General features: G+C 50.8%; 11 protein-coding genes and 1 pseudogene. 6 read left to right on the top strand and 6 right to left on the bottom strand.

Annotated elements, in window-relative coordinates:
- Nucleotides 1-64 precede the first annotated feature (64 nt).
- Complete coding sequence (gene mobB / locus PW844_RS21755) at nt 65-577, bottom strand: molybdopterin-guanine dinucleotide biosynthesis protein MobB (protein WP_299456291.1); 513 nt, start codon at nt 575-577, stop codon at nt 65-67.
- On the bottom strand, nt 574-1,149 hold the full coding sequence (gene mobA, locus PW844_RS21760; protein ID WP_299456293.1) for a molybdenum cofactor guanylyltransferase MobA: 576 nt from the start codon (nt 1,147-1,149) through the stop codon (nt 574-576). The genes mobB and mobA overlap by 4 nt, the downstream gene beginning before the upstream one ends.
- Nucleotides 1,150-1,221: 72 nt before the next feature.
- On the opposite strand from mobA, the gene PW844_RS21765 reads away from it, so the two are divergent.
- From PW844_RS21765 to polA, 4 genes are all read left to right on the top strand, one after another.
- Nucleotides 1,222-1,497, top strand: coding sequence for a YihD family protein (locus PW844_RS21765; protein ID WP_021186428.1), 276 nt, complete (start codon nt 1,222-1,224; stop codon nt 1,495-1,497).
- A 45-nt stretch (nt 1,498-1,542) separates the two neighbouring features.
- Nucleotides 1,543-2,529, top strand: a complete 987-nt coding sequence (locus PW844_RS21770; RefSeq protein ID WP_299456309.1) for a serine/threonine protein kinase — start codon at nt 1,543-1,545, stop codon at nt 2,527-2,529.
- Nucleotides 2,530-2,555: 26 nt separating this feature from the next.
- Entirely contained in the window at nt 2,556-3,185 is a 630-nt protein-coding gene (dsbA, locus tag PW844_RS21775; RefSeq protein ID WP_299456295.1) for a thiol:disulfide interchange protein DsbA, read from the top strand.
- 369 nt (nt 3,186-3,554) lie between these two features.
- Entirely contained in the window at nt 3,555-6,341 is a 2,787-nt protein-coding gene (gene polA / locus PW844_RS21780; RefSeq protein WP_299456297.1) for a DNA polymerase I, read from the top strand.
- 408 nt (nt 6,342-6,749) lie between these two features.
- Here the strand turns inward: polA and yihA are convergent, their stop codons facing one another.
- Nucleotides 6,750-7,391 (bottom strand): ribosome biogenesis GTP-binding protein YihA/YsxC, encoded by a 642-nt coding sequence (gene yihA / locus PW844_RS21785; RefSeq protein WP_299456299.1) that lies wholly within the window; start codon nt 7,389-7,391, stop codon nt 6,750-6,752.
- A 620-nt stretch (nt 7,392-8,011) separates the two neighbouring features.
- On the opposite strand from yihA, the gene yihI reads away from it, so the two are divergent.
- Both yihI and hemN read left to right on the top strand, forming a co-directional pair.
- On the top strand, nt 8,012-8,527 hold the full coding sequence (gene yihI, locus PW844_RS21790; RefSeq protein WP_299456301.1) for a Der GTPase-activating protein YihI: 516 nt from the start codon (nt 8,012-8,014) through the stop codon (nt 8,525-8,527).
- A 236-nt stretch (nt 8,528-8,763) separates the two neighbouring features.
- Nucleotides 8,764-10,137 (top strand): oxygen-independent coproporphyrinogen III oxidase, encoded by a 1,374-nt coding sequence (gene hemN / locus PW844_RS21795; RefSeq protein ID WP_299456303.1) that lies wholly within the window; start codon nt 8,764-8,766, stop codon nt 10,135-10,137.
- A gap of 37 nt (nt 10,138-10,174) precedes the next feature.
- Here the strand turns inward: hemN and glnG are convergent, their stop codons facing one another.
- The 3 genes and pseudogenes from glnG to glnA all read right to left on the bottom strand — a co-directional run.
- Nucleotides 10,175-11,584, bottom strand: a complete 1,410-nt coding sequence (glnG, locus tag PW844_RS21800) for a nitrogen regulation protein NR(I) (protein WP_084878044.1) — start codon at nt 11,582-11,584, stop codon at nt 10,175-10,177.
- A gap of 7 nt (nt 11,585-11,591) precedes the next feature.
- Nucleotides 11,592-12,641: a nitrogen regulation protein NR(II) gene (gene glnL / locus PW844_RS21805; RefSeq protein WP_013511065.1), complete on the bottom strand. Its 1,050-nt coding sequence runs from the start codon at nt 12,639-12,641 to the stop codon at nt 11,592-11,594.
- A 261-nt stretch (nt 12,642-12,902) separates the two neighbouring features.
- Nucleotides 12,903-13,053 (bottom strand): annotated as a pseudogene (gene glnA / locus PW844_RS21810) (glutamine synthetase); the annotation flags it as partial.

The following is a 13,053-nucleotide window of genomic DNA, read 5'->3' on the forward strand; positions in this document are numbered from 1 at the left end:
AATCAAGTGAAGAAGCCCTGAACGAAAGTTCAGGGCTTTTTTACGTCTTTGAATCAGAAAAAGATCATGAATTACGCAGCGAAGTAAGCCATTGGCCAATGAATTCAGCAATTTGTTCTGGCTGATTAATATCCAGAGATGTTATCGGAAGTTCCAGATCAGCATCACTTGCTACCGCGATGACATGTTCATCAAGTAAATCCTCCATCTCGCCTTTAACACCTGCTCGCCAAAGTACGATCTTTGCAATAGGCTCATCTTTAAAACCCTCAACCAGTACCAAATCCAGCATCGATTTATCCATACGCGATGCCAGTTGTTCCAGGTTTAACGGCTCATCAGGTGTCTCGCACATCAAAGCCCAGCGTTGATTGCTGGCAACGATCACCTGATCGGCACCCGCTTTTCGCAGCAAATAACTATCTTTTCCCGGCGTATCGATATCCATATGATGATGTGTGTGCTTAATCAGGCCTGGACGAATCCCCTGAGCTTTCAGTAAGGGAATGACCTTCTCTAACAACGTGGTTTTACCTGTTCCGCTCCAGGCGGCGATCGCCAGCAAAGGTATCGTCATGATGACATCTCCTCATCCCGCAGATCGTCAGGTGTATTGATATTACGAAACGCTGATTCAGGATCTGCAAAGGTCGCAGCATGTCCGCCATTTTCCTGCAAGAACCGCATCAGACGGCGTTCTCCGCTTAACAGGCTGGCTTCGAGATTATCCGCTAAACAACGATTCACCAAAGCCAGTGCTGGATGATCGCGCAGAGAGGATTTAACCCACACCGCTGATGCATCGGCTTTTTGTTGCCATAGACGTGCGACGAAATCGTCAGGAATCCATGGAGTGTCACAGGCACAGAATGCAACCCACTCGGTTTTGCTGTGGCGTAAGCCGCTTAGAATACCTGCCAGTGGGCCGGGATAATCCGCCAGTGAATCGGTAACAATCTGACAACCGCTTGCCTGATAACGATCAATGTTACGATTGGCACTTATCAACACAATATTGACCTGCGGCCGAAAACGGCGCAGGACGTGTTGATAAAGGGGCTCACCCCGAAGAAGCATCAATCCTTTATCCTCACCACCCATACGGCGTCCCTGGCCGCCAGCCAGAATCACGCCGGTTAATGCTGTCATTTTCGTCTCCTTACTCAATAGTGGACGATACTTACAGGTCGGCAGCCCAACACCTGCATAAAGGAATGAATGATGAAATACCACCGTCTCAACGAACTGCTCGAACTCCTGCAACCAGCCTGGCAGAAAGAGTCTGATCTTAACCTGTTGGCATTTTTACAAAAACTGGCACAGGAATCAGGTTTCAGTGGCCCATTAAGTGAATTAACTGACGACATATTGATTTACCATCTCAAAATGCGTGATGCAGGCAGTGATGCTGAGATTCCCGGGCTGAAAAAGGATTATGAAGTGGACTTCAAAACCGCGCTATTACGCGCACGCGGTGTGATTAAGGATGATGAGTAGTGCTATCCTTGCGCATTAAAGCAAAGGTAACACACAGGCCAAATGATGAGCGAAGCAGCCTTTAATTTCCAGACACTGAATCCCGATGTCATCCTTGATGCACTTTGGGAGACAGGTCTGTGCGTCGAATCTGGCTTAACCGCCCTTAATAGCTATGAAAACCGTGTCTATCAATTCAGTGATGATGAAAAGCGTCGCTATGTGGTGAAGTTTTATCGCCCACAGCGCTGGAGTGCAGGTCAGATTTTGGAAGAACATCAGTTTACCCATGACCTACTGGCCGATGAAGTTCCTGTTGCTGCACCTCTGGAACTGCTGGGAAGCACGCTGAACAGCCATGCAGGATTTATGTTTGCCGTATTTCCCAGTCTGGGTGGTCGGCAGTATGAAACCGATAATGAAGAACAGATGGAGTGGGTTGGTCGTTTTCTGGGGCGAATCCATCAAACAGGCCGTCAGCAGCATTTTGCGCAACGGCCGACTATTGGCCTGGATGAATATATTGTGCAGCCGCGTCAGCAGCTGGAGCAAAGCATGCTGGTACCGAATGCATGTAAAGATCAGTTGCTGGCAGCTGTAGATAAGCTGTATCACACGCTGCAGCAGCGATGGAATACGCAATGGCAACCACTGCGTTTACACGGTGACTGTCATCCCGGCAATATTCTGTGGCGTGATGGACCGATGTTTGTCGATCTTGATGATGCGCGTACCGGACCTGCAATCCAGGACCTGTGGATGTTGGTGAATGGTGATCTTCAGGAACAACGTATTCAGTGGGATATTTTGCTGGAGGCTTACAATGAATTCAGTGACTTCGATTTACATGAATTGTCACTGATTGAGCCTTTACGCGCGATGCGCATGGTTTATTATTTAGCCTGGGTCGTGCGTCGCTGGCAGGATCCAGCTTTTCCACGAGCCTTTCCGTGGATGACCGATGAGGATTTTTGGCGTCGGCAAATTGTACTTTTTACCGAGCAGGAAAAGCTGTTAAACGAACCGCCGTTGCAGCTTAGCCCGCAATATTAATGAAGCAGTCAGGAGAATTTTTCACGATGAAAAAGATTTGGTTCGCGCTGGTAGGTTTAATGCTGGCATTTAGCGCCTCAGCGGCACAATTTACCGACGGCAAACAGTATGTCACGCTGCCGAAACCTGTCGCCGGTGAACCGCAGGTAATGGAGTTTTTCTCCTTCTTCTGTCCCCATTGCTACCAGTTTGAACGTATTTACCACGTCAGCGATGCGGTGAAAAAGAATCTGCCTGCGAATACTAAAGTGACCAAATATCACGTTGATTTCCTTGGTGGTGATTTCGGTCCGGTGGTGACGCACGCATGGGCGGTGGCGATGGCGCTGGGTGTTGAAGATAAAGTTTCAGCTCCAATTTTCGATGGTATTCAGAAAACGCAGACCGTGACCGATGCGGCCAGCCTGAAAGATACTTTTATCAAAGCGGCAGGAATTTCTTCTGAAGATTACGATGCGGCGTGGAACAGCTTTGCAGTAAAAGCTCTGGTTGCTCAGCAGGAGAAAGCGGCATCTGATGTAAATCTGCAGGGTGTGCCAGCGATGTTTATTAATGGCAAATATATGGTCAACAACGGTGGTCTCGACACCAGCTCGATGGATAACTTTGTTGCCGATTACGCCAATGTCGTAAAATTCCTGGTGGAAAAAAACTAATTTAGCCAGCAAATCAACGCCGACTTAGTCGGCGTTTTTTATTATCGGACTCGCCTTTATATCCCTTCTTACTGTTAACCTTGTGGTTAATATCCACATCGGTGATCATCTTTTTAAAAAGATGCCCTGCATCACGGAAAGCAAGTAAACTATTGAAAATATTGTTTTTTTATAAGGGAGGCGATTGCGAATAACGGAAATAACAATACGTTATGAAATTTACACACAAAGTTATCCACAATATGATCCTTGCGATCCCTGCTGCGTTTTGAGTAAAAAACACCACTTCGACTGGTGCAAATTCAACATTCGTCTCAGGTTATGGCATCCTTATACACCTCTTAATCGCAACGAAGAAAAATCAAACTTATGGCGCACATTGCAGAAAATCCCCTGATTCTGGTAGACGGATCATCCTATCTCTACCGTGCATATCATGCCTTTCCGCCTCTGACCAATAGCGCAGGTGAGCCAACTGGCGCAATGTACGGTGTGCTCAACATGCTGAAAAGCCTGTTGATGCAGTATCAACCCAGCCACGTTGCCGTGGTCTTCGATGCGAAAGGAAAAACATTCCGCGATGAGTTATTCGAGAACTACAAATCTCATCGTCCTCCCATGCCTGATGACCTGCGTGCGCAAATTGAACCATTACATGAAATGGTCAAGGCGATGGGATTACCGCTGCTGGCGGTTTCTGGCGTTGAAGCCGATGACGTCATTGGCACGCTGGCACAGGAAGCTGAAAAGCAGGGGCGCGCGGTATTGATCAGTACCGGCGACAAAGATATGGCCCAGCTGGTTACGCCGGGTATCACCCTGATTAACACCATGACCAATACGGTCCTGGGACCAGAAGAAGTTGAACAGAAATACGGTGTACCACCTTCCCTGATTATCGACTTCCTTGCCATGATGGGTGATAGCTCGGATAACATTCCCGGCGTACCGGGGGTCGGGGAAAAGACGGCACAGGCGCTTTTGCAGGGTCTGGGGGGCATGCAAACCATCTATGACAACCTGGAAAAAGTTGCCGATCTGTCATTCCGCGGAGCCAAAACCATGGCGACCAAGCTGGAACAGAACCGTGATGTAGCATTTCTTTCCTATCAACTGGCAACCATCAAAACTGATGTTGAACTGGAACTTACCTGTGAACAGCTGACGGTAAACGAGCCGGATGTCTCGGTACTGCAAACGCTGTTTGGTCGTTACGAATTTAAACGCTGGCTGGTTGATCTGCAGGAAGGGAAATGGCTACAGGGCAAAAAGAACAACACACAGGCTCAACAGGGATTACCGGATGAACCGGCGGCTAAAGCTGAGACCGTGAGTGTCTTGTCGTCCGATGGTTACGTCACCATCCTTGATGAAGGCACCTTTGCCAGCTGGCTGGAAAAGCTGCAAAAAAGCGACGTTTTTGCTTTTGATCTGGAAACGGATTCATTGGATACCCTGAGCGCCAACATTGTGGGCCTTGCTTTTGCCGTGTCCCCGGGTGAAGCAGCTTATCTGCCGGTAGCGCATGATTATCTCGATGCACCTGATCAACTGGATCGAGCAACCGTGCTGGCACAATTAAAACCGTTGCTGGAAGACAGTAAGGCGCTAAAGGTCGGGCAAAATCTTAAATACGATCGTGGGGTACTGAAGAACTACGATATCGAACTGAACGGGATTAAATTCGACACTATGCTGGAGTCGTATTGCCTGAACAGTGTTGCCGGTAAGCATGATATGGATAGCCTGGCAGCACGCTGGTTAAACCATAAAACCGTGACCTTTGAAGAAATTGCCGGGAAAGGTAAAAACCAGCTGACGTTTAACCAGGTCGCGATCGAGCAGGCGGGGCATTATGCTGCGGAAGATGCGGATGTGACCCTGCAGTTACACCTGAAAATGTGGCCTGAGCTGGAGAAAGAAGCCGGACCGAAAAAAATCTTCGAAGAGATTGAGATGCCGCTGCTGAAGGTCATTTCCCGGGTAGAACGTAACGGTGTGCTCATCGATCAAAATATCCTGGCGAAACACTCCCAGGAGCTGACCACGCGTCTGGCGGAACTGGAGCTGCAAGCGCACGAGCTGGCGGGTGAGCCGTTTAACCTTTCCTCTACTAAGCAGCTGCAAACCATTCTATTTGAAAAACAGGGTATTAAACCCACTAAAAAAACCCCAGGCGGAGCGCCATCGACCAGTGAAGAGGTGCTGGCAGAGCTGGCGCTGGACTATCCACTGCCAAAAGTGATTCTGGAACATCGTGGTTTGTCGAAGCTGAAATCGACGTATACTGACAAGCTACCGCTGATGATCAACCCTGTCACTGGCCGCGTGCATACCTCGTATCATCAGGCGGTAACGGCGACAGGTCGCCTGTCTTCCACCGATCCTAACCTGCAAAATATCCCGGTGCGCAATGATGAAGGGCGTCGTATCCGTCAGGCATTTATTGCCGGGCTGGACAAACGTATTGTTGCTGCTGACTATTCACAGATTGAGCTGCGTATTATGGCGCATCTGTCGCAGGATAAAGGATTGCTGGATGCCTTCGCTCAGGGAGAGGACATTCACCGTGCAACGGCATCAGAAGTGTTTGGCGTGGCGCTTGGCAAGGTATCTGGTGAGCAGCGCCGCAGCGCCAAGGCGATCAACTTTGGCTTAATTTACGGGATGAGCGCGTTTGGCCTGTCACGTCAGTTGAATATCGGCGCGGGTGAAGCGAAAAAGTATATGGACCTCTACTTTGAGCGTTATCCGGGCGTACTGCGTTATATGGAAGAGACGCGTGAGCAGGCGGCAGAAAAAGGCTATGTCGAGACTCTGGATGGCCGACGCTTATGGCTGCCGGATATCAAATCAGGTAATGCTATCCGTCGTAAAGCTGCGGAACGTGCGGCCATCAACGCACCCATGCAGGGGACAGCTGCAGACATCATTAAGCGTGCAATGATCGCCGTGGATGGCTGGTTATTACAGCAAAACGATGACACGGTAAAAATGATCATGCAGGTACACGATGAACTCGTCTTTGAGATCCATCAGGATGCAGTGGATGCTGCCTGCGAAAAAATACGTCAGTTGATGGAAAGCAGTATGAAGCTGGCTGTACCGCTCCAGGTTGAGGTAGGGATTGGCGATAACTGGGACCAGGCACACTAAGTTTTACCCCGTAAGCGGTGAAATGCCGCTTACGACAATGTCATAAGAAAAAAGTTTACTTAATCGGTTCAGCAACGTGCAAAAGCGACCTGTAAAATGCGCGTTTTGTAACTACCTAACGGCTAAGCATTTTTTTGGTAATTAAACTACATTGGGTACGCAATTTTGTGACGAACCTGGTAAAAATGATGTCGATTCCTGAAACTAAACAACAAAAAACCCTTTGTTGGTCAGGAAAAATCAGGTAAAGTTTCTCGCGTAGGGTACAGAGGTAAGATGTTCTATCTTTCAGACCTTTTACTTCACGTAATCGGATTTGGCTGAATATTAGCCGCCCCAGTCATTTATGACTGGGGCGTTTTTTATTGGGCTTTATCTGAAAAAGCGGGTGGTTAACCCGCAGGCATGTTATGCCGTGATGTCGTCGCCTTCACCTTCCTGTGCAGGTTCCAGTTCGTTAAACCAGCTGTCCAGTTTATCGCGCAGTTTATCGACGCCCAGTTTCTTCAGCGAAGAGAACATCTCCACCTGCACATCGCCCTGAAAGGCCAGTGACGCCTCTCGCACCATATTAAGCTGTGCTTTACGCGCGCCAGAAGCCAGTTTGTCGGCTTTGGTCAGCAGTAGCATAACTGGGATCTCGCTCTGGACCGCCCATTCCACCATTTGCTGGTCGAGATCTTTTAACGGATGGCGGATATCCATCAGTACCACCAAGCCCTTCAGCGCCTGGCGTTTTTGCAAATATTCACCCAAGGCACGCTGCCATTTACGTTTCATCTCTTCCGGCACTTCGGCGTAACCGTAGCCCGGTAAGTCCACCAGACGTTTACCCTCCGTCACCTCAAACAGGTTGATGAGCTGGGTGCGCCCCGGCGTTTTACTGGTACGGGCCAGGCTTTTCTGATTGGTGAGGGTATTCAGTGCGCTGGATTTGCCTGCATTCGAGCGACCGGCAAAAGCCACTTCAATGCCGCTATCTGCGGGTAAGTGGCGAATATCCGGGGCACTGAGAATAAAATGGGTAACGTGATAATTCAAAGCAGACAAAGTAAAACTCCGGCAAAGTGATTCAGGCAATTGGGCAGAGTATACCTGTTATGGCGCAAAAGTGCCCGATGGCGTCTTAACGCGCCATTTTGTAAGAGATGTGTGATTAGTGCTGCCAGCCATTACCGCTTCCCCTTACATAGGGTATTTTTTTGATCTTTTAATTCAATAGATTAACAATATCTTTGACGTTTCCTCTATAAATTAAAGAAGAGTCTTACTTGTTCATTTTACCGAGTAGTCTACATTTGGTGTCAGTGCAAGGTAGCACCCATCAGGATGATGTGCTCAGGAGTGTCGGGGGTGACGAGGAGCAGGCAGGAAGCGATTCAGGGAGAAATCGGAAAAGGACAGGGAGTTTCGCAGGAGCGATTTGGCGAGGGAGCAACCGGGACGTTGTGAGCCATAATGGATTTATCTCGTGTTTCCTTCATATGAAGGTGCGAAATAAGGCGACAGCATAAGCTGTCGCCTTTTTTCTTTGTCTGCTTTCTGCTAGATTTCGCCGCAATTCTATACCTTAAATCATTCGGGCTGCGGTAAGGCGAAAAGCGCACTTAGCTCACTAGCCCGTGATGTGGCGGGTATATACTGATTAAAAATTGCCGAGACCCAACACCATGAAGCAACCTGCACAACCAACACGCGGCAAACCCGCCGCTAAAGCGAAACGTAAATCGCGTGAAGATTTGAATACTGAAGCGCGCGACCGCAAACGTGATAAAAAGCATCGCGGCCATGTTGCTGGCAGCCGTGCAAATCCGGAAAAACAGACCACGGGTAGTAGTCAGGCGAAAAAATCTCAGGATCCGCGTCTTGGCAGCAAGAAGCCGGTGGCCTTAGTGGCCGATGGGCAAACATCGGTTGTGAAAAAACCAGCACCTAAGCCGAAAGCGGAAAAAGTCCGTCTTACCCCGCAGGAAGAACTGGCGAAGCTGGAAAATGATGAGCGTCTCGACACGCTGCTGGATCGTCTGGAAAGCGGCGAGACCCTGAGCGGTGAAGAGCAGGCCTGGCTGGACGAAACGCTGGACCGCATTGATGAGCTGATGGAAACACTTGGCATTGCGCTTGATGATGCTGAAGACGATGAGCAGGCAGAAGAAGATATGATGCGCCTGCTGAAGGGCAAATAAGCCTCATTTTGATCGGCATGCGTATTCACGCATGCCACGCAAAACAGGTATTCACCGATGTTTTGGCCTGGATCAATTTTAGCGCTGCTGCTGGCATGTTATCTCATCAGCTTATTGTTTAAACTACGCCGCCTGTCGCGTCTGAAGTCGCGTTTACATCGGGTTTCTGTGCGTCACCCTGTTCACTCTTCTGCTTCGCGGCCCGCCTTCAGACGACGTCACCGTAAGGAGTGAGCATGTCATCGCAGCAGATTGAGTGGGATCAACGGCTGATTGAAAAATACAATTACGCCGGTCCGCGCTATACCTCCTATCCTACCGCACTGGAATTTAGTGAAAATTTTGGCGAAGCCGATTTTCAGCAGGCGGTGACGCGCTATCCTGATCGACCGCTCTCACTGTATGTTCATATCCCGTTTTGCCATCGCCTGTGCTACTTCTGTGGCTGCAATAAAATCGTGACGCGTCAGCTACATAAAGCTGATCGCTACCTTGATGTGCTGGAGCAGGAAATTAAGCAGCGTGCGCCGCTGTTTACGGGCCGTAGCGTCACCCAGCTGCACTGGGGTGGCGGTACGCCGACCTTCCTTAATCAGCAGCAGGTAAGCCGGCTGGTGGGCTTGTTACGCAGCCATTTTACGCTGGCTGATGACGTGGAGATGTCGATCGAGGTCGATCCGCGAGAAATTGAGCTGGAGATGATCGATCATCTACGCTCGCTGGGTTTCAACCGTCTCAGCATGGGCGTACAGGATTTCAATAAAGCGGTACAGGAGAAGGTCAATCGCGTGCAGGATGAGGCGATGATCTTCGCATTGGTACAACGTGCGCGTGACCAGGGTTTTCGCTCGGTCAGCATCGATCTGATCTACGGTTTGCCGCTGCAAACGCCCGAAAGCTTTGCCTTTACTCTGCAACGTGTCATTGCTCTCAGCCCCGACCGCCTTAGCGTGTTTAATTATGCGCATCTGCCCGCGCTGTTCGCGGCGCAACGCAAAATCAAAGAAGATGAACTGCCCAGCGCAGCGCAAAAACTGGAAATTTTACAGCAGACCATCGCTACCCTGACTGGCGAAGGTTATCAGTTTATCGGTATGGACCACTTTGCGCGTCCGGACGACGAACTGGCGGTGGCCCAGCGAGCGGGCGAGTTGCACCGCAATTTTCAGGGCTATACCACTCAGGGTGACACGGATTTGCTGGGGCTTGGTGTATCGGCGATTAGCATGATCGGTGACAGCTACGCACAGAATCATAAAGATCTCAACACCTGGTATAGCAGCGTTGAGACAAGGGGTAATGCGTTGTGGCGTGGTCTGACCCTGAGTGAAGATGATTGCCTGCGTCGCGATGTGATCAAGGCGCTGATTTGCAATTTCGCACTCGACTATGCCGCTGTTGAGGCTCAGTGGCCAATCGTGTTTAAGCGCTATTTCGCCGAAGACCTGGGGTTACTGGCACCGCTGGTGGCTGATGGTTTGCTGGAGCAGCATGAGGGGGGCTTACAGATTACCGGTATAGGCCGCCTGTTGATCCGCAATATTTGCATGTGCTTTGATGTGTATCTGCGGCAGAAGGCGCGTCAGCAGCAATTTTCACGCGTGATATAAAATAACAAAGGGAGCAAATGCTCCCTTTTTCACACTTTTATTCCATTCCCAGTTCTTTCAGTTTGCGTGTCAGGGTATTACGTCCCCATCCCAGCAAACGTGCCGCTTCCTGTTTATGGCCTTGTGTATGACGCAATGCGGTGGTGAGCAGGGTTCGCTCCATTTCCGGCTGTGCTTCAGATAGCAGGTTTTGATGACCGGAACGCAGTGCGCGGTCTGCCCATTGTGCCAGCAGCGTGGCCCAGCTATCCGGCAGCGATTGCACCGGACTTTCGGGGGCGCTGGATTCAAACAGCTCCGCGGGCAGATCCTGGATCAACACTTCCTGACCTGCTGCCATCACCGTCAACCAGCGACAGGTGTTTTCCAGCTGACGCACGTTGCCTGACCAGTGCAGACGCGTCAGCGCTGCTTCGGTTTCAGGATGCAGGATCTTCGCTTCCACACCCAGTTCACGCGCAGCCACTTGCAGGAAGTAGCGTGCCAGGCGCGGAATGTCTTCACGACGCTCACGCAGTGGCGGCAGATGTACACGAATCACGTTCAGACGATGGAACAGGTCTTCACGGAATTTGCCTTCCTGTACCCGCATTTCCAGATTCTGGTGGGTGGCCGCAATGATACGGACGTCCACTTTCACCGGCGCGTAGCCACCAACCCGGTAGAACTGACCATCGGCCAGCACGCGCAGCAGACGAGTCTGCACATCAAGTGGCATATCGCCAATCTCGTCAAGGAACAACGTGCCACCATCGGCCTGCTCAAAACGTCCCTGACGGATCTGATTGGCACCGGTAAATGCGCCTTTCTCATGGCCAAACAACTCTGACTCAATCAGGTCTTTCGGAATAGCCGCCATGTTTAACGCGATAAAGGGGGCTTTAGCGCGCGGGCTGTGGCGATGCAGGGCATGTGCCACCAGTTCTTTACCGGTACCCGATTCACCATTAATCAGCACACTGATGGAGGAACGTGACAGGCGGCCAATAATGCGGAATACGTCCTGCATGGCCGGGGCCTCACCGATAATATCGGTGGTTGGGCCGCTCACCGGCTGATTGCGCGGCTGCTGTTGTTCCTGATAATGGCTGATGGCGCGCTCTACCAGCGCAACCGCTTCATCAATATCGAATGGCTTCGGCAGGTAATCAAATGCACCCTGCTGGTAAGCGCTGACGGCGGCATCCAGGTCCGAATGCGCCGTCATAATGATGACCGGCAACATCGGGTGACGCTGTTTAATTTGTTTCAGCAGCGCCAGCCCATCCATGCCCGGCATGCGAATATCTGACAGTAAAACATCTGGGGTTTTGGTCGAGAGCGCTTCCAGCACTTCGTTGCCGCTGTCAAAAGTTGCACAGCTCAAACCGGCTCCAGTGAGCGCACGTTCAAGCACCCAGCGGATGGAGCTATCGTCATCGACGATCCAGACTATCCCTCGTTGCATAGAAACCTCACTGGCGAATAGGCAGGTAAACCGAGAATTCGGTGTGACCAGGCCAACTGTTAAATTCTATTTTTCCTGAATGCTGATCGATCAGACTGCGCGCAATCGACAGACCTAAACCGGTGCCGCCTTCACGCCCACTCACCATCGGATAGAACAGCGTATCCTGCAGTTGAGCCGGAATGCCTGGGCCGTCATCTTCAATATCGATGCGTGCCACCAGGCGATATCGTACCCCGTGCAGCGTTAACTGGAACGCGGTGCGGGTGCGGATAATAATCGTGCCGCCTTCTTCACCCAACGCCTGAAGCGCGTTGCGTACTACATTCAGCAGAACCTGTTCAATTTGATCCGGGTCGTGTGGCAGCTCCGGCAGGCTGGGGTCGTAATCACGCACCAGCGAGACATTATCCGGCAACTCCATCGAGACCAGATTGACCACGCGCTCAGCCACCTGATGAATACTTTGGGTGACATGTAAACCGGGTTGCTGCGGGCCAAGCAAACGATCGACCAGATTTCGCAGGCGATCGGCCTGCTCAATAATGACTTTGGTATATTCATTCAGCGAAGGGTCGGGCAGGGCGCGCGATAATAACTGCGCAGCACCACGTAAACCTCCCAGCGGGTTTTTAATTTCATGAGCCAGACCGCGTACCAAATCGCGGGCGGCGACCTGCTGAGCATGCTGAATTTGTTCCTGGCTGAGACGACGCTGATTATCCATCGGCGCCATTTCCAGCAAAATTAAGCCATCGGGCAGACGTTGCGCCGTGAGCGACATAATATGCGCGCGGCCATCTACCACTAAGGTCACTTCGCTGTCGGTAAAGCCCTGGCCAGCCTCAAGACTCTCGCGCATCACCTCAATATTCAGCGAAAAATAGCCGGTTAATTCAGGTAACGGCGTGCCGAATAATTTCCGTGAACTTTGCGCCAGTAATTGCTGTGCTGCCGGGTTGGCGTAATGAATTACCAGTTCATTATCGACCAGCAAAATACTGTTTATCAGGGAATTGAGAATCTGCCCCGCATCGGGCAGCGTGCCAGTTGCCATACAGCGTTCCTCTGCACTAATTCAGTGCATTATAGCCTTTGGTGGTAAAACCCGTCATTTGAACGATGAATTCGTGGAGAAAAAAGCCCATCCGAAGATGGGCTGAAAGTTTCCACGGCAACAAAAAATCTTCTGCGTCTTTCGTGCCGCAGCCGCGTTGGCTGCCCTCACTCACCCGGGTCACTGAGCTATCTCAGCTCCCCGGGATTCTTTCAGTTGCTGCCTTGCTGCAACACGAAATCCGCCGAATATTCCATAGGATTAAACGCTGTAGTACAGCTCAAACTCTACCGGGTGCGGAGTCATGCGAACGCGGTCATTTTCAGACTTACGCAGTTCGATGTACGCGTCGATAGCGTCGTCAGTGAACACGCCACCACGGGTCAGGAACTCGCGGTCTTCGTTCAGGCAG

The sequence above is a fragment of the Pantoea sp. genome, assembly GCF_028283705.1.
In the GTDB taxonomy this organism is placed as follows: Bacteria; Pseudomonadota; Gammaproteobacteria; order Enterobacterales; family Enterobacteriaceae; genus Pantoea.

Excerpts from the sequence above, each read along its gene's own strand:
- polA (WP_299456297.1), top strand. The coding sequence starts at position 3,555 with ATGGCGCACATTGCAGAAAATCCCCTGATTCTGGTAGACGGATCATCC.
- dsbA (WP_299456295.1), top strand. The coding sequence starts at position 2,556 with ATGAAAAAGATTTGGTTCGCGCTGGTAGGTTTAATGCTGGCATTTAGC.
- yihI (WP_299456301.1), top strand. The coding sequence starts at position 8,012 with ATGAAGCAACCTGCACAACCAACACGCGGCAAACCCGCCGCTAAAGCG.
- mobB (WP_299456291.1), bottom strand. The coding sequence starts at position 577 with ATGACGATACCTTTGCTGGCGATCGCCGCCTGGAGCGGAACAGGTAAA.
- glnG (WP_084878044.1), bottom strand. The coding sequence starts at position 11,584 with ATGCAACGAGGGATAGTCTGGATCGTCGATGACGATAGCTCCATCCGC.
- PW844_RS21770 (WP_299456309.1), top strand. The coding sequence starts at position 1,543 with ATGAGCGAAGCAGCCTTTAATTTCCAGACACTGAATCCCGATGTCATC.
- hemN (WP_299456303.1), top strand. The coding sequence starts at position 8,764 with ATGTCATCGCAGCAGATTGAGTGGGATCAACGGCTGATTGAAAAATAC.
- PW844_RS21765 (WP_021186428.1), top strand. The coding sequence starts at position 1,222 with ATGAAATACCACCGTCTCAACGAACTGCTCGAACTCCTGCAACCAGCC.
- glnL (WP_013511065.1), bottom strand. The coding sequence starts at position 12,641 with ATGGCAACTGGCACGCTGCCCGATGCGGGGCAGATTCTCAATTCCCTG.
- mobA (WP_299456293.1), bottom strand. The coding sequence starts at position 1,149 with ATGACAGCATTAACCGGCGTGATTCTGGCTGGCGGCCAGGGACGCCGT.